The sequence below is a fragment of the Alteromonas sp. 4NS20-0143 genome, assembly GCF_057542855.1.
In genome coordinates this window covers 30247-54725 of record NZ_BAAJLR010000012.1, presented here as the reverse complement: position 1 = coordinate 54725, position 24479 = coordinate 30247, and the positions used below count along the sequence as shown (strand labels likewise).

19 protein-coding genes are annotated in these 24479 nt (G+C 42.5%); 13 read left to right on the top strand and 6 right to left on the bottom strand.

The window, feature by feature from the left end; translation table 11 throughout:
• Window positions 1-161 precede the first annotated feature (161 nt).
• From AC27HD_RS17640 to AC27HD_RS17600, 9 genes are all read left to right on the top strand, one after another.
• Window positions 162-1460 (top strand): DUF1800 domain-containing protein, encoded by a 1299-nt coding sequence (locus AC27HD_RS17640; protein WP_487107482.1) that lies wholly within the window; start codon window positions 162-164, stop codon window positions 1458-1460.
• Between the two features lie 2 nt (window positions 1461-1462).
• Window positions 1463-2602, top strand: coding sequence for a DUF1501 domain-containing protein (locus AC27HD_RS17635; protein ID WP_487107480.1), 1140 nt, complete (start codon window positions 1463-1465; stop codon window positions 2600-2602).
• A gap of 295 nt (window positions 2603-2897) precedes the next feature.
• Window positions 2898-3245 (top strand): hypothetical protein, encoded by a 348-nt coding sequence (locus AC27HD_RS17630; RefSeq protein WP_487107478.1) that lies wholly within the window; start codon window positions 2898-2900, stop codon window positions 3243-3245.
• A gap of 532 nt (window positions 3246-3777) precedes the next feature.
• The gene (locus tag AC27HD_RS17625; protein ID WP_487107476.1) at window positions 3778-5964 is read left to right on the top strand and encodes a sulfatase; all 2187 of its coding nucleotides are present in this window, start codon (window positions 3778-3780) and stop codon (window positions 5962-5964) included.
• Between the two features lie 503 nt (window positions 5965-6467).
• Window positions 6468-9635 (top strand): TonB-dependent receptor, encoded by a 3168-nt coding sequence (locus AC27HD_RS17620; RefSeq protein ID WP_487107474.1) that lies wholly within the window; start codon window positions 6468-6470, stop codon window positions 9633-9635.
• Window positions 9636-9789: 154 nt separating this feature from the next.
• On the top strand, window positions 9790-10791 hold the full coding sequence (locus AC27HD_RS17615) for a sensor histidine kinase (RefSeq protein WP_487107472.1): 1002 nt from the start codon (window positions 9790-9792) through the stop codon (window positions 10789-10791).
• Entirely contained in the window at window positions 10788-11480 is a 693-nt protein-coding gene (locus AC27HD_RS17610) for a response regulator (RefSeq protein WP_487107470.1), read from the top strand. Before AC27HD_RS17615 ends, AC27HD_RS17610 begins: the two co-directional genes overlap by 4 nt.
• Window positions 11481-11484: 4 nt before the next feature.
• Window positions 11485-12138 carry a potassium channel family protein gene (locus tag AC27HD_RS17605; protein WP_487107469.1) on the top strand — a complete coding sequence of 218 codons (654 nt, stop codon included), beginning with the start codon at window positions 11485-11487 and terminating at the stop codon, window positions 12136-12138.
• Window positions 12138-13502: a TrkH family potassium uptake protein gene (locus AC27HD_RS17600; RefSeq protein ID WP_269520661.1), complete on the top strand. Its 1365-nt coding sequence runs from the start codon at window positions 12138-12140 to the stop codon at window positions 13500-13502. Before AC27HD_RS17605 ends, AC27HD_RS17600 begins: the two co-directional genes overlap by 1 nt.
• A 51-nt stretch (window positions 13503-13553) precedes the next feature.
• On the opposite strand, the gene AC27HD_RS17595 is transcribed toward AC27HD_RS17600, so the two are convergent.
• Complete coding sequence (locus AC27HD_RS17595; protein ID WP_487107467.1) at window positions 13554-14192, bottom strand: RpiB/LacA/LacB family sugar-phosphate isomerase; 639 nt, start codon at window positions 14190-14192, stop codon at window positions 13554-13556.
• A 221-nt stretch (window positions 14193-14413) separates the two neighbouring features.
• Between AC27HD_RS17595 and AC27HD_RS17590 the strand changes: the two genes are divergently transcribed.
• Window positions 14414-16573, top strand: coding sequence for a multiheme c-type cytochrome (locus tag AC27HD_RS17590; RefSeq protein WP_487107465.1), 2160 nt, complete (start codon window positions 14414-14416; stop codon window positions 16571-16573).
• A 53-nt stretch (window positions 16574-16626) separates the two neighbouring features.
• Window positions 16627-16941, top strand: coding sequence for a cupin domain-containing protein (locus AC27HD_RS17585; protein WP_487107463.1), 315 nt, complete (start codon window positions 16627-16629; stop codon window positions 16939-16941).
• A 79-nt stretch (window positions 16942-17020) separates the two neighbouring features.
• Here the strand turns inward: AC27HD_RS17585 and xylA are convergent, their stop codons facing one another.
• Window positions 17021-18340, bottom strand: a complete 1320-nt coding sequence (gene xylA / locus AC27HD_RS17580) for a xylose isomerase (RefSeq protein WP_487107461.1) — start codon at window positions 18338-18340, stop codon at window positions 17021-17023.
• A gap of 72 nt (window positions 18341-18412) precedes the next feature.
• Window positions 18413-19873, bottom strand: coding sequence for a xylulokinase (gene xylB / locus AC27HD_RS17575; protein WP_487107459.1), 1461 nt, complete (start codon window positions 19871-19873; stop codon window positions 18413-18415).
• Window positions 19874-20046: 173 nt separating this feature from the next.
• On the opposite strand from xylB, the gene AC27HD_RS17570 reads away from it, so the two are divergent.
• Window positions 20047-21279, top strand: a complete 1233-nt coding sequence (locus tag AC27HD_RS17570; RefSeq protein ID WP_487107457.1) for a XylR family transcriptional regulator — start codon at window positions 20047-20049, stop codon at window positions 21277-21279.
• A gap of 11 nt (window positions 21280-21290) precedes the next feature.
• The gene (locus AC27HD_RS17565; RefSeq protein ID WP_032096136.1) at window positions 21291-22709 is read left to right on the top strand and encodes a sugar porter family MFS transporter; all 1419 of its coding nucleotides are present in this window, start codon (window positions 21291-21293) and stop codon (window positions 22707-22709) included.
• 67 nt (window positions 22710-22776) lie between these two features.
• Here the strand turns inward: AC27HD_RS17565 and AC27HD_RS17560 are convergent, their stop codons facing one another.
• The 3 genes from AC27HD_RS17560 to AC27HD_RS17550 are packed head-to-tail and all read right to left on the bottom strand — an operon-like array spanning window position 22777 to window position 24453.
• Complete coding sequence (locus AC27HD_RS17560) at window positions 22777-23769, bottom strand: HipA domain-containing protein (RefSeq protein ID WP_487107455.1); 993 nt, start codon at window positions 23767-23769, stop codon at window positions 22777-22779.
• Window positions 23766-24119 carry a HipA N-terminal domain-containing protein gene (locus AC27HD_RS17555; protein WP_487107453.1) on the bottom strand — a complete coding sequence of 118 codons (354 nt, stop codon included), beginning with the start codon at window positions 24117-24119 and terminating at the stop codon, window positions 23766-23768. The genes AC27HD_RS17560 and AC27HD_RS17555 overlap by 4 nt, the downstream gene beginning before the upstream one ends.
• Entirely contained in the window at window positions 24112-24453 is a 342-nt protein-coding gene (locus AC27HD_RS17550) for a helix-turn-helix domain-containing protein (protein ID WP_487107451.1), read from the bottom strand. Before AC27HD_RS17550 ends, AC27HD_RS17555 begins: the two co-directional genes overlap by 8 nt.
• Between the last annotated feature and the right edge of the window lie 26 nt (window positions 24454-24479).

The following is a 24479-nucleotide window of genomic DNA, read 5'->3' as shown; positions in this document are numbered from 1 at the left end:
ATTAACAATTGTATTTTTCACGACAAAAAATTATATTTAGCCTTAGTATCAGCTGCTTAATTTATGTAAAGATAATGTAAAGTTATTCGCAACACGAAGACACTCTCCATAGTTAGTACTATTATTTCAACGCACCATAATCTATAGAGATGAACCCACTAGTGAAGAATGTTGTTGCAACAAACCGCTTCGGATTAGGCGCTCATCCAGGTGAACTAGAGAAAGCATCAAGTGATCCACTGGATTACGTACTTAACCAAATAGACCCTATTTCATTTGGAATGTGGGGCTCGTCACATTCTATAGCGATAACGCTAAATCGAATGCGCAAAGAAGATTCTGAAAAATCAAAAGAAGAGTCTAGGAAATATGGACAAGTCACGTATAGGCAACTAGCAGTAGGCACGCTCAACAATGCGATAAATAGTACACAGCCATTTATGTGGAGAATGCTGGATTTCTTCTCAAACCATTTTAGCGTTACTGCTCAAGGTGCATACCTAACTGCGCTATCAGGCACATTAGAACGTGAGGCAATAGCACCAAACCTATTGGGTAAGTTTTCAGATATGTTACTTTCCACTTACCGTCACCCAGTTATGCTAGCGTATTTAAATAATGAAAAGTCAGTTGGTCAAAACTCTCGACTGGGTAAAAAGGGAAAAGGACTGAATGAGAACCTAGCCAGGGAGATACTTGAATTACATACATTGGGCATAGAGGGCGGTTATACGCAAAAGGATGTTATTGCGCTTGCTAACGGCATCTCAGGTTGGGGAATAAAGAATCCAGATAAAACAGAAGGGGAGCTTTTTTCTTTTAGGAAAGCGGGCCACGAGCCAGGTTCGCAAAACTTGCTTGGTCGCAAATTTGATCAAACCAACCAACAGCAAGGTGAAGCCATGATTCATTTTATAGCATCTCAACCAGCTACCGCTAAATTCATAAGCGGAAAACTGGTTAAACATGTTGTCAGTGACTCACCCACACCTGCATTACTCAAATATGTCGAAGAGACTTGGATAGACACTAAGGGAGATTTGAAAGCGGTTTACACCGCGCTTGTTACCCACCCACACGCTTGGCTTATCAACAGTGAAAAATTTAAAACACCTAGGGAGTTTTTTATATCAACGAGCAGAGGTCTCGGTCTTAAGTCAGTAAAAGAGGGAAGCTCTATTCGTATTTTGAAAAATATGGGCCAAGCACCACTCAAAGCGGGAAGCCCTGCTGGCTATGCAGACTCAGAAGACTTCTGGAACAGTGGTTATGGATTGATGGCTAGAGCCGACTGGATAGCGTCGCTAGGTATAGATAAGAACATAGAAGTAAAGACGATAGCAGATAATGTTCTTGGGCCGGCGCTATCTAAAAACACCCAGCAACTAATGAAGCGAGCAGAGAGTCGTGACCGAGCTTTCGCACTATTGTTTTTGAGTCCCGAATTTATGAGGAGATAAAGATGCAACGGCGTACATTATTGAAAATTCTAGCGAGCGGTGCCGTTATGCTTCACTCGCCTACTTTGTTTGCGGCTCAACAGACCGATAAAACAAAATCATTAAAGCGTGTAGTTTGGATATTGCAACGAGGCGCTGTGGACAGCTTGCATACGGTGATACCTGCCTTTGAGAAAAGTCTATCATCGATGCGCCCAAATTTAATGTCAGGGCTTGACGATGCCTTTGCTGTAGACAATAACTATAAACTTCATCCGTCTCTTTACAATCTACACGATTTATTTAAGCGCAAAGAACTATCGTGTGTTGTAGCGACATCGACTGGATATAAAGGCCGATCTCATTTTGATGGTCAGGATTACTTAGAAAGCGGATTGGCAAGTGCAAACTTACAGTCTGGCTGGCTTGGCCGTGCGATGAATGTCCTTGGCACCGAAGGTATAGCAATATCCAAGACAATGCCTTTAGCTTTTAGAAATTCACTACGAGGCAGTAACTTTTATCCATCTAAATTTAATAATTCAATAGATAGCTTAACCGATGATCTAGCTGCGCTCTACCAATATGATGAAAAACTCGCGAAATCACTGTCGGCAGGCAAGGAAATAAAAGATGCATTGATGGGCGATAACAAGGGGAGCCGTCAATCCTCGTTTTCAAAATTGTGTAGCGAATGTGCCGATATAATGAAATCAAAATCGAATATACAGTTTGTAATGTTAGAGAGCGGAGGCTGGGATACGCACAAGGCACAAAGCGCGAAATTGTCTAGAGAGTTAAAACAACTAGATAGCGGTATTGCACAGCTAAAGAAAGGCCTAGGCAGTGAATGGAACAATACTCTTGTATTAGTTACATCAGAATTTGGGAGAACTGTGCGAGAAAATGGCACAGGCGGCACTGATCATGGCACGGCTGGTAGTATGTTTATTGCAGGGGGTTCTCACCTCGGTGGTTCCGTTCGTGGAGAATGGCCGGGCATTTCTGAATACAAACTATTTGAGAACCGCGATTTACTGCCAACAACGAATACAATTTCTTGGATTGCCACAGCACTAAAACAGCACCTTAGTCTAAGCCCGAGTCAAATCAAATCTATTTTCCCCAACCACTCCCCTTACGAACATAGACTTTTTGACTAACTTACTGTGTATTAGGCTCGAGAAGCTATCAAAGTTTAACTAGCCAAAAATTAATTCATGAGGCTGTAATGTTTTTCAAAATCGTCTGTCTTAGACACCCTACCCAACGGGTTTACCATGTAAAGGCTATCATTGATATCCCTCGTCAAAATGAACAGACATCAATTATTCCATATTTGCGATCATGCCTTAATTTTGGTTCGAATTTCTAAGTTGCTTGCCCCTGAATTTACTGGGCTATCCTCAAATGAACCAATAAAACGTAAATCCCTGCACACCGCGAATTTACTGGGCTATGCTCAACGCCTCAAATAGACCATCAAAACGTAAATCCCTGCACACCGTGAATTTACTGGGCTATGCTCAACGCCTCAAATGGACCATCAAAACGCAAATCCCTGCACACCGCGAATTTACTGGGCTAACCTCAACGCTTCAAATAGACCATCAAAACGTAAATCCCTGCACACCGCGAATTTACTGGGCTATGCTCAACGCCTCAAATGGACCAATAGAACGTAAATCACTGCACACCGCAAATTTACTGGGCTATGCTCAACGCCTCAAATGGACCATCAAAACGCAAATCCCTGCACACCGCGAATTTACTGGGCTAACCTCAACGCCTCAAATGGACCAATAAAACGTAAATCCCTGCACACCACGAATTTACTGGGCTAACCTCAACGCCTCAAATGGACCAATAAAACGTAAATCCCTGCACACCGCGAATTTACTGGGCTAACCTCAACGCTTCAAATAGACCATCAAAACGTAAATCACTGCACACCGCGAATTTACTGGGCTAACCTCAACGCCTCAAATGGACCAATAAAACGTAAATCCCTGCACACCGCGAATTTACTGGGCTAACCTCAACGCCTCAAATAGACCATCAAAACGCAAATCCCTGCACACCGCGAATTTACTGGGCTAACCTCAACGCCTCAAATGGACCAATAAAACGTAAATCCCTGCACACCGCGAATTTACTGGGCTAACCTCAACGCCTCAAATGGACCAATAAAACGTAAATCCCTGCACACCGCGAATTTACTAGGCTATCCTTAACGCCTCAAACAAAAACGTGAGCTACTTTTTTGCTCACCATTATTCAAAATAGGTTATATTGTTAGGAGTCGCACAGCTTTCAGCAATGCATCAACGGAGTGAATATGCACAAAGCTTTTATATTTTTTGGATTGTTAATGCTGTGCATGCCTGCTCTTTCCCAACAACCCAAAAATGTCATTTTCATTCTCGCGGACGATCTTGGATGGAACGACACATCAATTTATCAACCAAATAAATTTTATGAAACACCTAATATTGATGCTCTAGCTCAGAAGGGCATGACCTTCACGCATGCCTTTAGTAATAGTCCGTTATGCTCACCCACTAGAGCGTCAATACTCACTGGACAAACACCAGCACGCCATAATATTTTAAATCCCAATATAAACAATACAGCCGTTAGACTAACCGCATTAGAACAGTCCGCGGGGCCAAGTGATCAACCTGCCACCACCCCGTTAACCGCCACGCGGTTAGATACTTCACTGCCAACCCTCGCGAAGGTTTTAAAAACAAAAAACTACCAAACTGCACATTTTGGCAAATGGCACCTTGGTGCTTCTCCATACAGCGCGTTAGAACACGGCTTTGATATTGATATTCCTCATTTTAGCGGTCCAAGCCCTACTGGAGGGTACCTTGCACCTTGGTCATTTGCTCCCAACCTTGAGCCAGATATACCGCTAGAACATATCGATATGCGTCTCGCCAAAGAAGCAAAGCAGTGGATTGCTGAGACTCATGCAGACGGTCCGTTCTTCGTTAACTTCTGGCCATTTTCCGTTCACGCTCCATTTAGTGCCAAAGCTGATTACGTCACCTATTTTAGAGAGAAGCGCTCACCATTTAATAGCCAGCGCAGTGCAACCTACGCAGCGATGATCAAACATTTTGATGACGCTATTGGTATTTTATACAGCGCATTGGTAAATGCTGGTATAGAGAAAGACACCATAATCGTTTTCACCTCTGATAATGGTGGAAATATGTATGATGTATTAGGTGAAATGCACCCAACGAGTAACTTTCCATTAAGGGGAGGTAAGGCAACGCAGTATTCAGGCGGAAATCGGGTTCCTACCTTTATAATTTGGCCGGGGTTGACGCAAAAAAATACAATAAGCGAAACGCCAATTCAGACAGTAGATTTCTATCCAACGCTACTTAGGGGACTGAATATTGACTTACCTAATGAGCACTTAATAGATGGTACTGATATAAGACCTATTTTGACCGGCGACACCGTTGATATGCGGCCCATTATTACGTATTACCCAACAATGCCGCGTGTGCCTGATTGGCTCCCCCCGTCAGCAACAGTAATGTATGACGGCTGGAAACTTATAAAGACTTTTTTTTATGGCGAAGGTGAGACTCACCGACACGCCCTATACAACATGGTTGATGATATCGACGAAACGGTAAACTTGGCCAATGCAGCAACCGATAAACGCAACGAACTCGACAGTCTGTTGACAAGTTACCTTATGCTAACGGATGCAGCGCTTCCTTTACAAAATCCAGACTATCAACAAGGGGCTTTTGATTTCGATAGTATTGGTAACTCGGCAAGCAAATATAGATTGCCCGAGGACCGCGTATCTTCAAAATTAACGCTTAATATCAACGCGTCGCGGCGTAAGGCTAGTGCTGGCGACAAAATCACCTTGTCATGGGAGCTATTAAACACCGAGGGAAAGAGCCAAGTAGACTATCAACAATTTATGGGCCCAGATATCAATGTTGAGGCAACAAGAGATAGACTTTCATTCATAGCTCCAGTGGTTAGTACTTCTCAATTCATCAGTTTCGCATTTATTGCGCAGGACAGCGTTAAAACAATTCGCAAGCAAATCGCTGTGCAAATACTACCCGTAAATAGCCCTCCCACTATTCGCATACCTTACAAAAGTCTTTCAGCCACTGCTGGTAGCTCGGTGTCCATTGAATACAAACTCAGTGATACCAATAAAGATCTGCTTTCCCTGCAAGTAGTAAGCGCCTCACTTTCTCTGAATGAGGCTGTGGATGTAACGCAGAGTACTTACGTAGTTAGCATACCTAAGTCATTTTCCGGGAAAGAAGCCTCACTAAAGCTAACTGTGTCTGATGGCGATACAACGGACAGCGAAACATTAACTATTTCAGTCTCACAGCCTAAGGCAGAAAATAATACTCCAAATAATAGCTCAATTCCTGACACTTCCAATGGAGGAAGCATATTTTGGTCAATACCAGTCCTTTGGATATTTTTACGTGCGAGAAGTTATTTTGGTAGCAAGGCTTAAAACAGTTTTATTACCAATATTTACTCGGTGCTTTTTCATCTCGTCATAACACATCATAGAGTTCGGGAAGTCCTTCAAATTATATCGCTGCTCTCGAGATCAACAAAAAAATAACATAAAAGTTCTGTTAGTAACGTTACTTAAGTTTCCACTATCTGCTCTCAGTTAAATCCTGCCGAACACCAAGTGACTATTTATGATTGTTAATGATATTTAAAAAACCTCAACCTCGTGGACATCACAATTATCAATATTCTTTGTACCACTCTGAAATACTTAAACAAAATCATTTAGAAATTTTAACCTTGAAGATAAATGACGAAAGCGCTGAAGCGATATCGCTCAAAAATATTCAGTATTAGACTAATGAATAGTCTAAATTTCATTACAAATGATGATAAATGACTTGTTTTGACTGTTTCATGTGGTTAATATGGCTTCACAAAGATTTAACAATACATTTAAGAAACACACTTAAATCACACAACAAAGAGAATGGGTCGATGCAAAATACAAGATCAAATATAAATAGAAAGCTGTTGGGCAACACAGCAGCACTTTTATTAACCATTAGTTCTCCTACATTGCTTGCGCAAGAAGTTAACACGGCAGTTAATAGCGCACAGCAGAACACTGATAAAAAACAAGACGAAAGCGTAGAAGTTATTGAAGTCTCTGGTGTAAGAGCCTCGCTTGAAGATGCGCTTAATACCAAACGTAACGCCGCATCTATCGTTGATGCTATCTCAGCTACTGATATCGATGCTTTGCCTGCACTAGATTTTGGCGAGGCACTTCAAGCTATTCCTGGCGTTCAGTTGAACACTGATGAAGAAGGCAGACAAAGTACTATCAGTCTTCGTGGTTTAGGTAGTGGGTTCGTAAAAACAACGGCAATGGGCCAATCGTTTGCGACGCCCTCGGGCGCAAGCAACATTAATGCTGTGGGCGAACCAAATCCATTTGCAGCATTTGAAGCTAGTATTTTCGACGGTGTAACCGTTGTTAAAAGTCCGACAGCAGACCTTCAGGCTGGAGGTATTGCCGGTATCGTCGATCAGAAGCTTCAGCAAGCCTTGTCAAAGAAAGACGGTTCAGCATCAATAAGTGTAGGCGGACGCTATGAGGATCTAACGGGTAATGTAGACCCAAACTTTAGGATCTCTGGCGTTAAACACCTTATGGACAAGAAATTAGGTGTAGCTTTCAAGCTAGCTGGTTCGGGACAAACATTTAGACGAGATACTTTTGATATTGTCGATTATACATCTGTAGATACTGTGGACGGCGATGTGCGAGCCACCAATATTGCCGAGTATCGCGAGAAATGGGGCTTAGCTGAAGATGCACAACTTACAGCGCCAGCGCGCGCTCGAAACGTAAGTGAGTACAGTGATGGCGATAGAATCTCGTTTTCTGGTAATATCGAGTACCGCGTAAGTGAAAACTTTAAGCTTGGCGCGCATTTACTCTTCTCAGAACGTGACTTAGCTGACGGAACGAAGGAAGCTTCAACCATCAGCCCAGGCTTCAATACTAATCGTCGTGACAGAGATAATTTCGATGGTCGCGTAACACTAGATATGGATACAGCGCCGTTTGCTTACGATAGAACTGCTGACGAAGAAGGCGCTCCTTTAGTGTATGCAGTATCTAACTATGACTTCACGGATGGCTCTCTTCAAACAGAAAACCGTAAGACCACTTTTAGAGAGAAAACAGAAGGTATTATTCTTTACGCTGACTACTTCACAGACGATTGGGCTTTCGACGGCACGATTACACGCTCAGAGGCTAGCAATGAGTTTCAAAACGTAGGCTTTACCTTTTTATCTAATCAAGATTGGCGAGACACTTTCAATTTCACAGACGCCGATGGTCGCCGAAATGGGATTGACAGTGTTCCTACTGGCTTTAATGGCTCTATAAATTCCGGTAACGGCAATTTAGATAACATTTTTGTTCAAGGTGAATACGATCAGCCATATGTTTATAACAACTTAGTATGGCAAGAGCCAAACCTGAGTTCGTCAAGTGTTAACTCAGTATCTGACGCTAACCAAGGTCGACGCCTAGCATTCAGAATTACAGGCCGCGTTCGGGATTTATCTAGAGAAGTTAGCAGTGCTGAATTTAACGCAGAACGTTTTGTTGATTTTGGTTTGGGTAACTCACTTAACTTTGAAACTATAAAATTTGGCGCGAGGTTCTCAAGAGAGTCTCTTGAAAGTATCGACCAAAGACAAGGTTTAGCCGGCGTCGATACAAGTAATATTTCTGATGCTTTCCTAACTGACAACATTTTGTCTTCTGAGCAAGGTGATTACTTTGGCGGTAATATTCCAGGCACATTTGACAACACATCAGGATGGTTGACCATCGACAATGATTTAGCATTGGATATGTTACAGCAAGGCATCGAGACCGATGTCAATAATATCCCCACTGCGACCTCTTTTAGCACTCCATTTGCAGGTTTAGAGCGCAACAGAACCGGGTTTTGGGATCAACAGGACAGAAATACTGGGCTACCTAATAACATTGGTTTTAACTTTGCTGCAGACCAAGATATCTTAGCAATGTATGTCATGACTGACTTTGGCGGAGAGCTAGGATCAGTTCCGTATCGCGGCAATATTGGCGTTCGCCATATTCAAACCGACAACACGTTCGATGGCTTTGAAACCCAAGTGGATGAGCAAGGTCGAAATGGTATAGCGGCACCGGTTACTTTTGATGACGACTACCAACATACGCTTCCCATGGCGAACATTACTTTCGAAGTTCATGATGATGTGTTGCTCAGAGGTGCTTATTATGAAGGTATCGTTCGTCCTAACCTGCTTGCACAGCGTCCAACTGCCGCTTTGCGTGGCGGCAACCAAACGGTTCGTTTAGACCTACCGACAGCAACAGTACGTCCTTATGAAGCGAAGAATTACGACCTTTCACTAGAGTGGTATAACCGCGAAGGTAGTGCAATCTCAGTAGGTTACTTTAAGAAAGAGATCACAAACTTATTTGATTCTGAACAAGGCTTTTGTCCTGAGCCAGGTACAAACCCCATTGTTGACCGCTTACTGGGCGACATAGAGCGCACACCTGGGACTAATGGACGAGAGTTTGGTTGTATTCAAACGACACCTATCATTGACGATGACGGTAACGAAAACTTGAGAGAAGTAAATATCACTGCTCCTATCAATATTTCAGATAAAATTACCGTTACAGGCTATGAGGTTGCAATCCAGCAGAAGCTTGATTTTCTTCCTTACCCTTGGAACGGCTTTGGTGGTGTATTTAACTACACAAGCTTAGATCAAGAAGGCAGTGAAATTGAGTTAACGCGTGTATCACCGGAATCGTTCAACGTAATTACCTACTGGGAAAATGACGGAATAAGCTTACGCTTGTCGTACAACTGGCGTGACGATCAAACGCTTAGAGGCGCTAACTCGTTCTTAGGTACTAATGCCCGTACAAGAAAGGCAATAGGCCGATTGGATTTTGTAGGTCAATATGCGCTTAATGACAAAACTAAATTGTTCTTACGTGCTTTCAACTTAACTGATGAAGTTGGCGAGGAGTTCTTAGGCACAGACGAACGTGCTATCAGCCGTTTAACGTATACAGGTCGTATCTATCAATTAGCTGTTAACTATAGATTTTAATTTTAGCAAGTAAGGTTGGCTGGGGCGAAAGTCCTCGCCATCTTTGATGTTTTCCCAAGAACCTCCAAAATTTTACGCAAATTTTACGCGTTTTCATTTCCCTTCCTTGATACATTTAACAAAGTATTTTCACAAGAACAATTGAGTTAACTGTATGCGCGATATCGCAGTTACATGCTCCATTATGGTATCTGCTGTTCTGGTAAGTTGGCTGCTAAGCAGTTCATTTTTACCGTTAGGTGGTACGCTACTCATCTTGCAGCTTGGCTCTGTTGCCTGTGCAATTATATTTTCTCGCTTTAACGGTATTTTAGCGGCTCTGTTTGGCGCCGTGAGCTTCAACTTTTTCTTCACCGAACCTTTGTATTCAGTTCGAATGAGCAATGCCGACGATGTCGTTAATATGGCAACTTTCATTGTCGTCGCCATTCTGACAAGTGAATTAACTGCGTTTTATAAGAAACAACAAACAGCCCTTCGAAAGGCCCAATTGCAGGCGAATGTACTTCGTTCAGTTTCACACGACTTACGTACACCACTCTCCTCAATTATAGGCTCTATGGAAACATTAGATTCTTACTATCACTCATTACCTGAAGAAGATAAGCGAGAATTAATAAAAGGCAGTATCTCTGAGAGCAGGCGTTTACACACCTATGTCGAGAATATTCTTCAAGCCACAAAAATTCAGAGCGACTTACTCATTGCAGGAAGAGAGAAAGTCACTATCCGCTTTATCATTGATAACCTCTTAGTTAGGTTTAGCACCAACCGGATTTCCGTTACCTATAAAAATAGCAATGAGCACGTTACTGCTAGCGGACCACTTTTGGAGCAAGCGTTATTTAATATAATCGACAATGCACTTAAATTTAGCAGCCAAGCAGTGAAAGTGATTGTTAGCAACGACGCGAAAAACACATACTTTTCTATCGAGGATTCAGGCATTGGCCTTAAAAATGGCGATACTGAATCACCTTTCCTCCTGTTCTCTTCTTCACGCGATGGTGATGTTGGAAGGGGCGGTATTGGTCTTGGACTCAATGTGGCCAAAGGAATAGCGGAAGCTCATAAAGGAACGCTGATACTTCAAAATTTGGATCAAGGTTGTCGTGCAATTCTTTCTATCCCTAATTTAAGCGAGCAGTTTTCATGAATACCGTTCTCATTGTTGAAGATGAAACTCACATTCGCCGAATGATAAGTATCGCTTTGAAAGCTGAAGGGTTTAAAACCAAAGAATCAGGTAGCGTGCAAGACGGACTAGTACTTGCCCTAAAAGAAAAGCCTGAATTAATAATATTGGATCTTGGACTTCCTGATGGGGATGGCAAAGAAATCCTAAGGCGCGTGAGACAGACTAGCAGTGTACCCATTTTGGTTTTATCAGCGCGACATTCAGAGGATGACAAAGTCGAGCTTTTAATGTCAGGAGCAAATGATTACGTGAGTAAACCGTTCAGTATAAAGGAACTGATTGCTCGTATAAGGGTTCTCCTACGCGATATTACGCCAGTTATTCCTGAAGCTGAACGCATAAGAAATTTTCAAGACCTCAACCTCGACTTGAATAGTGGGTTGTTAACCTTTGGAAAGACGCATGTTTCGCTCACACCCAAAGAGCTCTTGTTGATGGATGTTTTAACGAGGGATGTTGGGATTTTCATCAACCAGACAGTGCTTATGCGCACCATTTGGGGGAACTACAATAGCGAAGATACCCATTACATTAGAATTTTGGTTAGCCACTTAAGAAAAAAACTTTCATCACTGAGCACAAATCAATTTTCAATAGAGACTTCCGCGGGCCACGGCTACCGGTTTGTATTTAATCATTCGGAGTAAACTTATGGCACATTTTACGGTAATAGGGTTAGGGCGTTTTGGATTAACAGCGAGCATTGAGCTTATACACATGGGGCATACCGTTACGGGAATAGACAAAGACGAAAAACTCGCTGAACAATACGCAGGACAACTAACTCAGACGCTTATATGCGATGTTACTGATGAGAGAGCATTGAAAGAACTCAACCTCTGTCAAAGTGAAGCCGTGCTTGTAGCAATAGGTGAAGATATGCAGGCCAGCCTGCTGTGTACACTCCACGTTAAAAACTTGGGTGTAAAAGATATTTGGGTTAAAGCGAATACTGCAGCGCACCACACAATTCTTTCTAAACTGGGGGTTACTCGAATTGTACACCCAGAAGAGGAAATGGGCGCGCGGGTTGCACAGGCATTAAATTACCCCATGGTAAGTGACTACCTCAGCGTTGGTCACGGGAACTATATTGTAGACGTACACCTTCCTTTAGATTTTAAGCCCTCGAGTTTAGAGCAGTTAGTTAAAGGGTTTGAAAATTCAATTCATTGTTTACTACTGAAACGTGAGCAAGAAGTAACAAAATCTCCTCCATCATCTTTTATTGCCCGTGAGCGCGATACGCTTATTTTATACGGCCCTAAAGAGGCCTTAGTCAGAATTGCCCCAAGGTTGAAGTAATGACACGCTGGAACTTACAACAACGCCCAATATCCAGAAAAGCAAAAAGCGCTTACAAAATACAGGCAGCACCGCCTCTCATTTTATCGCTGAGCTTTTTAGCAGTAATAGCGATTGGTACCTTGCTACTACTGCTTCCCGGCATGACCACTCAACCTATTTCATTTTCACAGAGCCTATTCACTGCAACGTCGGCAGTAACTGTCACTGGATTGGTCGTTGTTGATACAGGAACGGTATTTACTCAAGTAGGGCTCACTATCATTGCTCTATTGATTCAAATTGGCGGCCTTGGATTGATGACCTTCGCAGTAGTAACCTTAATTGCACTAGGCAGCAAAATATCGTTTTTACAGCAATCTGCTATTAAAGAGGCATTTAATCAAACGGACCTATCTACACTAGTTTCTACCGCTAAATCAGTGCTCTTGTTTGCGTTAATAATCGAATTGCTAGGCTTTATTATTTTATCGATTTTTTGGTTACAGACTAAGCCTATCGGAGAAGCGCTGTTTCACGCATTTTTCTATACGGTTTCTGCTTTCAACAACGCAGGTTTCGCCCTTAGCGCCAATAGCCTATCCTCGTATGTCGGAAATCCAGTGATCAATCTCACGATAACTGCCTTATTTATCATTGGTGGTTTAGGCTTCTCCGTATGGATAGATCTAAACAAAAAGCGAGCATGGCGGCCTCTTTCTGTTTATAGCAAGCTAATGATTAGTAGCACTTTTATCATCAACGGCATCGCGCTAGTTTTGATTTACTTTATCGAAAAAGATAATCCCAATACCCTTGGTGGTTTAGACTCATCGTCTAGATTTTGGGCGGCATGGTTTCAAGCCGTAACGCCTCGAACCGCTGGATTTAACACTATCGATATAAGTGCGCTAGAAAATGCTACAACGTGGCTAACGCTTCTGCTTATGTTTATAGGGGGAGGGTCTATGAGTACAGCAAGCGGAATTAAGCTTGTTACTTTTGTCGTGCTAATCATGTCAGCATATAGCTATTTGCGCCGTGACCCCTCGCCATCAATATTCGGAAGGTCGCTATCTACTGAGACCAGAGGAAAAGCACTAGCACTGACTCTTCTTTCAACTGCGGTATCGTGGTTAGCAATATTCATTCTATCAATAACCGAAAAAGCTGATTTCCTAGATGTAGTTTTTGAAGCTATTTCCGCTCTCGGCACGGTGGGGTTATCTAGGGGGTTAACGGGTGATTTGTCTGATGCTGGTGCAGTCGTAATTATCTTTTTGATGTTTATAGGCCGCTTGGGACCATTAACTATTGCGTACTTCCTAGCTAGCCCTCGTCAGGTAACAATTAGATACCCGAACAGCACTATTCCTGTAGGATAAAAGATACATCGAAAGACGTCAGATGACGCCTTTCTCTTATTAAATCAAAAGTTACGAGACTAAAGACTTAACATATGACGTTATTGATCCATCTTTGCCATTTTCAAAAAGGCATTTCTGAAAACGTTCTCCAGATAAAGCAACTTTCACAAGCTCTTGGTCAATTTTCTTCAACGTATCGACGTAATCATCGCTCGACAACGCCGCTTTTAGATCTGCTAAGATGGCGGCATTGCGAACCTGAGGCTCTTTTCTCTCAACAGGATATCCAGCGCCTCGCTCACCAGTTAATGCTTTCTCAAAGATATAACGTGCATTAAGCTCTGCACCCCAGCCAAAACCTTTCGCAAAAGGAAGTGCCAATGCATTACCGTTGTTAACTTGGTTAAACAAAAATGCATCTGAAGGGTCGATACAATAACCACAGAACACACCGGGTTGAGCATTCAACGACATCAGAGCACCTTGCCCAGTACCACAACCAGCAATAACGAAATCTACTGCACCAGAATTTATCAATGTTCCGGCCATGATACCCAAATGCACGTAGGTAAGATGATGATCGGTTTCACTATTCATCCCTACATTGTGGACACTATGACCTAGTGAATCGGCTACAGATTCTAGCTCTTTAAGAATTACAGGATTTTTTGCCGCCTGGCTATTTTCCATCATTAATGCAATCTTCATGACTACTCCTGAGTAAATTTGAAAGACACGCCCACTATAACATCTTTAACAGTCATTAATAAGCAAGTGAGATAAAATCATGCGGCTAAGAACGTTAATTTTCGAAGAACTTCACAATCCAAGTGCCATTACTCGTTGATAAGGTTAATCAATTGTTAGCATCCACACTCTTCCCATGATATTTTATGATTGGATATAATCGTTTTTGGCATCAATAGTTCATGTTTCGACAACTCTTATTAGTTATTCTCGCAGGTATTGTACTTAACGCTTTCGCTAGTGAGGCTGAGCAGTGTGGTTCGTGTCATCAAGAGCAATTATCTGACTGGCTAAAATCGGATCATAGTAAAGCCATGGATGTAGCCTCAGAAGCAACGGTAAAAGGTAATTTCGACGATCTTGTATTTGAGCACTTCAATCAAAAAGCGACATTTTTTAAGCGCGACGGCAAGTACTTTATAAAGCTTGAAGAAAACGAACACACTACAGACTATGAAGTGAGTTACGTATTTGGTCACTTTCCTCTTCAAGAATACCTTATCAAAACTGACAGCGGAAAAATGCAGGTGTTCCCTTTTGCATGGGATTCAAGAGAAAAATCAATTGGTGGCCAAAGGTGGTATCCCATTTATCCCGATGAAGAAATTAGCCAGGAAGATAGATTACATTGGTTGCAACCGTTACAGAATTGGAATGGGATGTGTGCAGACTGTCACTCATCAGGTTTACAAAGAAACTACGACAGTGAAAGAGATTCCTTTAAAACAGTTTGGAACGAAGTGAACGTTTCTTGCCAATCATGTCACGGTAAGCTTTCTAACGGTCACTACAAAAAAAGCAAAACATCCCATTCTGCTCTTACTAAAGACGAACAGAAAAATATTGGCAACTGGTTATTGGGCGAAAATGACGATATCGCTTCTTGGGCAGGTCCCGAAAGAGACAACCGTTTTATGGATACCTGTTTTGCTTGCCATTCGCTTCGCACGCCGCTCACTGATGGGATCACCCCATCTGAACCGTTTTTATCACAGTTCAAGCCTGCCTTGTTGTCAACGCCTCAGTATCATGTAGACGGGCAAATTCGAGATGAGGTGTACGTATATGGGTCCTTCTTACAAAGTAAAATGTTCGAGGCTGGTGTGAATTGCAATGATTGTCACAATCCTCACACTGCCAAAGTAAAAGTAGAAGGAAACGGGCTTTGTTTACAATGTCATAAATCATCGACATTTGATGATGTGAAGCACCATCGTCACGAACCCGATACCGCAGGTTCACAGTGTGTGAACTGTCATATGCCGACGAATACCTATATGGGTGTCGATGAACGACGAGACCACAGCTTTCATATTCCGACACCAAGTTTAAGTGAAAAATTCGATACGCCAAATGCTTGTAATGGTTGCCATGAAGATAAGAGCGCAAAGTGGGCTAAAGATAGCTTAATTGACTGGCATGGCGCTCCAACTTCTCCACATCCTGCAGAAATGCAATATATGCGATTACTAAGTGGTGAACGTTTAACAGCAAATCGCCACATTGCGTTGGCAAAAAATAGCTCACTTCCAGACATTAAGCGAGCCACCGTTATATCTTTATTACCTAACACTGTTCAAGCCCTACCCTACAGTTACGCCAAGTTATTAGCATCTGACGGCAGCCCGTTGGTGCGACTTGCCTTTGCAGACATCTCATTTCTAGTTGATAGAAACAAAAGGTCCCAACTTTTAAAACCTCTGCTTCAAGACCAATTCAGAGCCATCAGAATTGCCTCGGCAGAGCAACTGATCGCTTCAGGTGAGGTGTCGCTCGTTTCATCTACTGTTTTGAGTGAAATGACAGAGTCATCACAACAGACACTATGGCGAGGTGAGGGCAATTTAAACGCTAGCTTAGTTCAAGCGAACTTAGGGAACTTTGACAAAGCAGAAGAATTCTTAAAAGCAGGCATATCAAGAGACCCTTTCTTTGAGCCTAATCACATTAATTTGGCCAATCTGTATCGCTCATTGGGCAAGGATCACTTAGAAGGCTCAACACTTAAAGACGGTCTGGAAGCTAACCCTCAATCTTCGTTAATGCATTACGCTGAGGGTATGCGTTTGATAAGAGCCCAAGATATAGATACTGCTATTATCCACCTGACAAAGGCCAACAATATCGAGCCTAGCAATAGTAACTATTTGTACATTTTGATGTTGGCTTTAGACAAAGCGGGCGACACCAAAGGTGCGATAGAAATTTTGAAAGACAAGGTTTCTGCAGTGAATAATCAATTTGAATTGCTTCAACTTGGTCTAAATTTTTCTCAACAATTAGGGCTTCGAATTGAATACATGCACTTTAAAAAAGAATTGGAAAAAGCGCAACGCCAATAATTTATGCAGCTAGTGATATAGATAAATTAAACATTATTGTAGGGAGAAACTGAATGTCTGAAAAGTTAGGTGTAGTCGAAGATATGGGAGGCGGCATTAAGCGCCAAATACTTGCTTATAACAATGATGCTATGGCCGTCAAAGTATGGTTTGAGAAGGGCGCAGAGGGCTACGCTCACAGCCATCGTCATACCCAAATAGTCTATTGCGAAGAGGGAGAGTTTAACTTCACCATCGGCGGCGAATTAACGGTATTAAAGGCAGGTGATAGCTGTGCTATCGATCCACATGTTGAGCATGGTACAACAACAGAAACGGGCGGTATCCTTATTGATATGTTTAGCCCGATGCGAGAAGATTTTTTGTAAGACCCTAGCTAGGAGTAAAACTGTCTTCGCCTCATAAAAAAAGCTGCAAATTTGCAGCTTTTTTGACTATCGTAAAGCTTTATTTGTAAATGATCTGATTCACAATATTCTCTAGACCTTCCTGCTTTCCTGAAATAGGCTTGGGATCTAAGGATTTCACTTTAGTGTGCTCGGCTAAGGATTCTAACGACATATTTCCATCAAGAATTTCTCGTCCGAACACCGAGTTCCATTCTGCATAGCGACTCTTTACATTACTGCCTAGCACGTCGTTTGAAATAAGCTCGTAAGCTTTCTTTAAGCCTAACGCACACGTGTCCATACCGCCTATGTGACCTAAAAACAGATCTTCGGCGTCTAAGCTTTGGCGCCTTAGCTTCGTATCGAAGTTAAACCCACCTGATGTATAACCACCGTTCTTTAAAATTTCATAACAAATGAGCGTCATTTCTTCCACTGAATTAGGAAACTGATCGGTGTCCCAACCCAGCTGAGCATCCCCGCGATTCGCATCGATAGAACCAAAAATATCAAGTGCAAAGGCAGTCGCCACTTCGTGATGAAATGAATGCCCTGACAAAGTTGCATGGTTCCCTTCAATATTGACTGCGAACTCTTTTTCTAATCCGAACTCTTTCAAAAAACCATAAACAGTGGCTGTATCATAATCGTATTGGTGCTTTGTAGGCTCCTGTGGCTTCGGTTCAATCAGGAGTAGGCCATCAAATCCAATTTTGTGTTTATGCTCGACAACCATGTTCATAAATCGCCCTAACTGCTGACGTTCTCGTTTTAAATCTGTGTTCAAAAGAGTTTCGTAGCCTTCACGACCACCCCACAACACATAGTTAGCGCCACCGAGAGCTTTAGTGGCATTCATGGCATGGTAGACTTGTGTCGCTGCGCGAGTAAAAATCTCAGGATTAGGGTTGGTAGCTGCGCCAGACATGTAACGAGGGTGGCTAAATACGTTTGCAGTTCCCCACAAGAGCTTCATCCCGGTTTCTTCTTGTTTACGAGCTAAAACATCGGTCATCTCAGCGAAGTTTCGAATATAGTCTTGTATTGAATCGCCTTCAGGGGCAACGTCGATATCGTGAAAGCAGTAAAACGGCGTGCCTAGCTTTTCAAAAAAAGAAAACGCCACATCTGCTTTCTGCTTAGCTCGCTCCATTGGGTCGCCGGCAGCAAGCCACGGTCTATTAAATGTGCCACCACCAAAAACGTCAGCACCGTCCCAACAGAAATTGTGCCAGTAACACGTTGCAAAGCGAAGGTGCTCTTCCATTGTTTTTTCACCAATAATCTCTTTAGGATTATAGTGTTTAAACGCCAAAGGGTTAGTTGACTCCGGTCCTTCATATTTAATTGAAGGTATGCTTTCAAAATAGTTACTCATCATTTTTCCTTTTTTGTACGCGCTGAATGGCCACGTAGCTGTCGTTTCTAAATTTTTACTCTTAACTTGATTTCAAGAGAAGAATGGTTCAACGGCGTAGTACAGTTCTCTAAATTTTTGTCGTTTACTGAGGTAGTCAACATGGACCTCGCTGTTCGGCACATAGGTTTCCTCTAGCGTAGGCTTGAAGCAGACATCTGAGATATCTAAACTTGGGTTGGCCGCTAATTGCGCTAAACGCGCCGCTCCTAAAGCCGGTCCAACATCCCCTCCTTCACGATATTCCAACTCGTAGCCACTAATATCACTAAGTAACTGACGCCAAAATGTGCTTCGCGCACCACCGCCAATAAGACTTATAGAGGTGGCAGCAATACCACTTTGATGCACTGCATCTATGCCATCGGCAAGAGCCATAGAGACCCCTTCTATAACCGCTCGCGCCATGTGTACACGCTCAGTTGATGCAGATATGCCAAAAAAAGCAGCTTTTGCCGAAGGGTTGTTGTGAGGAGTTCTTTCACCGGTCAGATAAGGAAGGAATACTGGGGTTTGTGTATCTAGATGGCTGGTGTGTGATTGCACGTCATCAATCATGTGACCGACATCGATATAACCGCTCTGCTTAGCGTACCAATCTAAGCAACTTGCGGCACTCAGCATCACTGACATCAGATGCCATCGATTGGGGATAGCATGGCAAAAGCTATGAACAGCTTGGGCGGTGTTTACAGTAAACCGATCGGTAACCGCAAAATAAACGCCTGATGTGCCGAGCGACAGCATGGCGTGACCAGATTCATAAATGCCGCATCCAATAGCACCGGCAGCATTATCCCCTGCTCCACCAGCGAGTACTACATTGTGCATTCCCCATCGACGCTGAAGAGACTCTTTCAAATTTCCTGTAACACTGCTGCCTTCGTAAAGTATCGGCATGTTATCGGCACTAAGGCCACAAGCTGACAATAGCTCTTCGTCCCAGCAACGAGATTCAGTATTCAACCATACAGTCCCTGCAGCATCAGACATATCGGTGCCAAACTCTCCCGATAGTTGATATCTCAAAAAATCTTTGGGAAGCAAAACCTTATTTATTTTAGAGAATATTTCAGGTTCATTCTTTTTAACCCACAGAATTTTGGGGGCTGTAAAGCCGGCCATGATGAGGTTACCGGTGCGAATAGACGAATCTGGAACTAGCTTACCTAAGTCATCGCATTCCTCCGAACTGCGACCGTCATTCCACAATATTGCAGGTCTTAACACATTCCCTTCACCATCTAGCAGGGTAGCGCCATGCATTTGGCCACTTAGGCCAATTGATTTAACTTCGGTCAAATCAATCTCTTTGCTCAGTTCATCTAAACTGTCGCAAGTAGCTTCCCACCAGTCGTTTGGATCCTGCTCTGACCAAAGCGGATAAGGCATAGATACGCTCAAGGGTCGAGTTACCGAGGTAACAACCTTACCACCTTCGTTTATTAACACCGTTTTCACACCGGAGGTGCCTAGATCTATTCCTATATACATCGGCTTGTCTCATACAAATAAGAACTTATGTACTGATGTTGGTTATTAAAAGCGTTTATATCAATTACGAAATTTTGTAATCGTTTTGTTAATTACCACATCCTGGTTTAGTATGCGTTTAACCAATAAACATAATAACTATTACGTAATTTGTTTATACGTAGGAACCTGACATGTTCGAGAAAGCGCATAGTATTACGCTGCTCCTTAATGCAAGTAAGATATTTGATAGGCAAATAATTGAAGGCATTGGGCGCTACCTTCAAACATCTAATGCTGACTGGGATTTATATTTAGAAGAAGATTTCTTAACTCGACTAGAGCATTTTGATGAATGGCACGGTGATGGTGTTATTGCAGATTTCGACAACCCCGCCATTGAGCAAACATTGTTGAACACTAAGGTTCCTGTAGTGGGCGTTGGAGGCTCCTATCAGAATAAAGAGAACTACCCTGGCATACCTTATGTTGCAACAGATAACTATGCGCTAGTTGAAGCAGCGTTCGAACATTTGCGGCAAAAAGGTATTGAGAGGTTCGCGTTTTATGGAAGTCCGATTAGCCAAGGGCAAAGGTGGGCTCAAGAGCGTGAACAAGCAATGCTTGCTATAACTAAGCGCCACGGATATGAATGTTACGTCTATCGTGGACACGCCGTTAGAGCCGAAACTTGGCAATATTCTCAAAAACGCCTTACAGATTGGCTCAAGAGTTTACCCACACCTACCGGAATAGTTGCAGTCACAGATTCACGAGCTAGGCATCTACTTCAGGCATGTGATCATTTAGGACTCTTAATTCCGGAACGGTTTGCAGTAATTGGAATTGATGATGATGAACTTACACGCTTTTTAAGCCGCGTTAGCCTGTCATCTGTCAGGCAGGGTTGCCTCGAAATGGGCTTTCAAGCTGCAAAGCTGCTGCACCGGCAGTTACTCGGCAGCCCTCCAAAAGTCACGCAACTATTAGTCCCACCTGTATCGGTAGCAGAAAGGCAATCTACCGACTTCAAAGCCATCAAAGATCCTCTTGTGATGCAGGCATCTCATTTCATAAGAATGAATGCTTGCAAAGGGATAAAAGTCGATCAGGTACTAGACCAAATAGGTATTTCACGTTCGAATTTAGAAACTCGTTTTAAAGAAGAGCGTGGGCATAGTATTCATACTGAAATACACAATGAAAAGCTGGATCGTGCTTGCAGAATGTTAAGAGAAACCGAGGTACACAGCAGCGAAATTGCTAAACACTGTGGATATCCGTCTGTTCAGTATATGTATGCACTATTTCGAAAGCATTTCGACCAGACGCCGGTTGAATACCGCCAGGCATCAAAGCTCAATAAATTTGAGAGCGAATCAAAAAGTTTGATGACAACAACTCCTAGACAAGAACGTGACCAATAGAGAAAAATAATATGGATAAAGCGACAACAATTGACCTTTCAAACGAGTCCTCTAACAATGGATTCATTCTGTTTATTACTATTGTGGCCACAATAGGTGGTTTCCTCTTCGGATTCGACAGCGGTGTGATAAATGGTACGGTTGATGGTCTTCAAGCCGCGTTCAACTCACAAAGTGTAGGAACGGGATTCAACGTATCTAGTATGCTTTTAGGATGTGCTGTGGGTGCATTCTTTGCAGGACGACTCGCAGACAAGTATGGCCGGAAGTTTCTACTACTAATAGCAGCAACATTCTTTTTGATAAGTGCCTGTGGCTCAGGAATTGCGACAAGTGGTTTCGAGTTTGTGATTTATCGAATTATTGGGGGACTTGCCGTTGGCGCAGCTTCTGTTATGGCACCTGCTTATATTGCAGAAGTATCTCCTGCAAAATATAGAGGCATGCTCGCTTCGATTCAGCAAATAGCCATTATCGCTGGACTTTTCACCGCTTTCCTTAGCAATTACTTTCTTGCCGATTATGCTTCAGGCTCAACGCAAATGCTTTGGCTAGATTTTGAAGCGTGGCGTTGGATGTTCTGGATGGAGATTGCTCCTGCATCACTATTCTTCTTTATGCTGCTATTCATTCCAGAAAGCCCTCGATTCCTCGTGGTGAAACAGAAGACCGATGAAGCAAGCTTTGTACTAAATAAACTGTATGGTACTCAAGGTGCGAATAAACTTGCAGAAATAAAGGCTTCTTTGTCAAAAGACCATAAACCACAATTAAGAGACTTAGTTGATAAAACAACAGGTAAATTAAAATCCATAGTGTGGGTAGGCATAGGCTTAGCTGCACTTCAGCAGCTTGTTGGTATCAATGTAGTGTTCTACTACGGGGCTGTTTTATGGCAAGCCGTAGGTTTTTCTGAATCGGATGCACTGTTAATCAATGTTATCAGCGGTGCGATAAGTATTGCTGCTTGTCTAGTCGCTTTAGCAATAATTGATAAGGTTGGGCGTAAACCATTACTAAAGTGGGGCTCAATTGGAATGTCAGTCACACTTGTGATCCTCACAATTGCATTTTTAAATGCCGAGCAAAATAGCGATGGCAGACTTGCCCTTAATGAATGGGGTCCTGTTGCTTTGATTGCAGCTAATCTTTACGTATTTTGCTTTAATTTTTCCTGGGGCCCCGTAATGTGGGTAATGCTTGGGGAGATGTTTCCGAACCAACTTCGGGGTTCAGGTCTGGCAGTAAGTGGATTAGTTCAATGGTCAACGAATTTTCTTATAACATGGTCGTTCCCAATGTTGCTCGCAGGAATTGGTCTTGCCGGTGCTTATGGGCTTTACGCATTGTTTTCTCTGCTATCAATTATATTTGTCGTGCGTTTTGTCTATGAAACGAAAGGCTTAGAACTTGAAGATATGAAAGGCTAGTTATCGCACAACATAAAGTTCAGCTTAAGGTGGAGGCTTGAGGCAACTTTTTTAAGCTGAACTGATATCAATCAATATACCGACCAAGCCTCGATAACTTCTCTTTTATATGGTTCGATATTATGTGTTTGTCTGGGCTAGAGGAAGCTTCGAGAACTGGTTTAAAATACTTACCTACATCTAAACACAACTGGGTAATTAGCTTTTTTGACGCGCTTTCAACTAACCCAAGATTGGTCGCAAGAGTGAGGAAACATTCGAATGTATAATGCCCCGCGATCTCATATGACGGACTAAAAACAGCATCTAGCTCAGTTTCAAGAACGCAAAGAGTTAAGTCTTCGTTGTAATACTCCCTGTAAGGAGCTACAGACAATACATCATAAATCGGAGTAAAGTCTCGCATTCTTATCGTCATATCATCGGGGTTTCGATACATGGAGAAGTTCTTACAGTGAAGATCATTATTCCCTATAAGATAAGAAAATAAGACTTGCCTTACTCCATTATAAATAACAGCCATGTTACGGCCACTGGCTTCATAGAGGGCTCTTAGAATGCCTTCATATGAGAGATTATCGCTGCCCTTGTTAGAAGAATGCACGTTGCAAATACTTGCAGCATCTTCAACAAACAATCTTCGTCCATCCTTCATTAAATCGAACCTTCGAGTTACATAACAAAACTCGCCGTTTTCGAAGGGAACCAGTGCGTTATCAGCAACATTGAACTTACAAAAACGAGCCAGTTGCATCATTGCATGTTCATTTTCCGGTAAATGCGCGAGATTCTCTGGCGCTGGCTTAACGATAAATCGTCCGTGCCCTTTTACTGGCACAAGGTAGTCGCCCTCTAAGTCCATAAAAAGCTTTTTTTGAACGCCCGATATGGACTGCCCATCTAAATACTCGGGGGCAACTCGATTAAAGGATTCTTGATCACCTTTAACCAATAATCCAGTATCAGGCAGATGGCTTAACCCGAACATATTCTTCAAGAATGAAGGAGAATAGGGTGCACTATTTGCTTTTAAAGAAATTTGCCCTAATTGAGGCCTCATAATACGATAAAGTCCTTTTCCATATTTGTGACAGATATTGCACCAATCAAGACTTTTCCATTGTGTAATAACAAACCGAATTCATCTTTTTTATCTAACTGCGTTTTAGAGGTTTGATACATCTTTATCCACCCTTCGCTTAATAGATTTTCAAAAAACGTCGGAAAAGTATCAAATTCAAATGCTTCTTTTTGCAACGGAAAGCAGAAGCCTATTGGAGCTCCGCTTTCCAGATACTTAGGCCGGTATTGAAATCTGTAAGAGACTTTACCTTCGTTGTGAAACTCAGTGAGATAACCGGCCAAAGCCTCATTGGCATAAATCGCCCCTTGACGATTAATTTTACTCACTCTCAGTTCCTTTTCTTGCGATAACAAGCTCCAGTCCCATTACATCAAGAACAGCGCCAATGGTTTCCAACCTCGAACTCTCGACGGTTTTTTTAAGACGAGTCATCGTATTTTTAGAAACACCCGATAACATAGCTACAGTACCTAAATCTAACTGATGTTGTTTGGTGTACTCATCTAAAATCCTATTAAAGCTGGCAACACCGCCTACTACATCGCCAGAATTGAGCGCCGCTTTTAAGTGCTTTTCTAGCGTGCTAGTAGCCTCAGTTAACCTAACCTGATATGCAGCCAAAGCTTTGTGAATAACTTCAGTACCATCCTTTGTAGTCATAAAGACCCCTCAATGGTGAATGTTAA

Excerpts from the sequence above, each read along its gene's own strand:
- AC27HD_RS17595 (WP_487107467.1), bottom strand. The coding sequence starts at position 14,192 with ATGAAGATTGCATTAATGATGGAAAATAGCCAGGCGGCAAAAAATCCT.
- AC27HD_RS17615 (WP_487107472.1), top strand. The coding sequence starts at position 9,790 with ATGCGCGATATCGCAGTTACATGCTCCATTATGGTATCTGCTGTTCTG.
- AC27HD_RS17635 (WP_487107480.1), top strand. The coding sequence starts at position 1,463 with ATGCAACGGCGTACATTATTGAAAATTCTAGCGAGCGGTGCCGTTATG.
- AC27HD_RS17565 (WP_032096136.1), top strand. The coding sequence starts at position 21,291 with ATGGATAAAGCGACAACAATTGACCTTTCAAACGAGTCCTCTAACAAT.
- xylA (WP_487107461.1), bottom strand. The coding sequence starts at position 18,340 with ATGAGTAACTATTTTGAAAGCATACCTTCAATTAAATATGAAGGACCG.
- AC27HD_RS17590 (WP_487107465.1), top strand. The coding sequence starts at position 14,414 with ATGTTTCGACAACTCTTATTAGTTATTCTCGCAGGTATTGTACTTAAC.
- AC27HD_RS17625 (WP_487107476.1), top strand. The coding sequence starts at position 3,778 with ATGCACAAAGCTTTTATATTTTTTGGATTGTTAATGCTGTGCATGCCT.
- AC27HD_RS17560 (WP_487107455.1), bottom strand. The coding sequence starts at position 23,769 with ATGAGGCCTCAATTAGGGCAAATTTCTTTAAAAGCAAATAGTGCACCC.
- AC27HD_RS17570 (WP_487107457.1), top strand. The coding sequence starts at position 20,047 with ATGTTCGAGAAAGCGCATAGTATTACGCTGCTCCTTAATGCAAGTAAG.
- AC27HD_RS17620 (WP_487107474.1), top strand. The coding sequence starts at position 6,468 with ATGCAAAATACAAGATCAAATATAAATAGAAAGCTGTTGGGCAACACA.
- AC27HD_RS17600 (WP_269520661.1), top strand. The coding sequence starts at position 12,138 with ATGACACGCTGGAACTTACAACAACGCCCAATATCCAGAAAAGCAAAA.
- AC27HD_RS17585 (WP_487107463.1), top strand. The coding sequence starts at position 16,627 with ATGTCTGAAAAGTTAGGTGTAGTCGAAGATATGGGAGGCGGCATTAAG.
- AC27HD_RS17550 (WP_487107451.1), bottom strand. The coding sequence starts at position 24,453 with ATGACTACAAAGGATGGTACTGAAGTTATTCACAAAGCTTTGGCTGCA.
- AC27HD_RS17605 (WP_487107469.1), top strand. The coding sequence starts at position 11,485 with ATGGCACATTTTACGGTAATAGGGTTAGGGCGTTTTGGATTAACAGCG.
- xylB (WP_487107459.1), bottom strand. The coding sequence starts at position 19,873 with ATGTATATAGGAATAGATCTAGGCACCTCCGGTGTGAAAACGGTGTTA.
- AC27HD_RS17610 (WP_487107470.1), top strand. The coding sequence starts at position 10,788 with ATGAATACCGTTCTCATTGTTGAAGATGAAACTCACATTCGCCGAATG.
- AC27HD_RS17630 (WP_487107478.1), top strand. The coding sequence starts at position 2,898 with ATGCTCAACGCCTCAAATAGACCATCAAAACGTAAATCCCTGCACACC.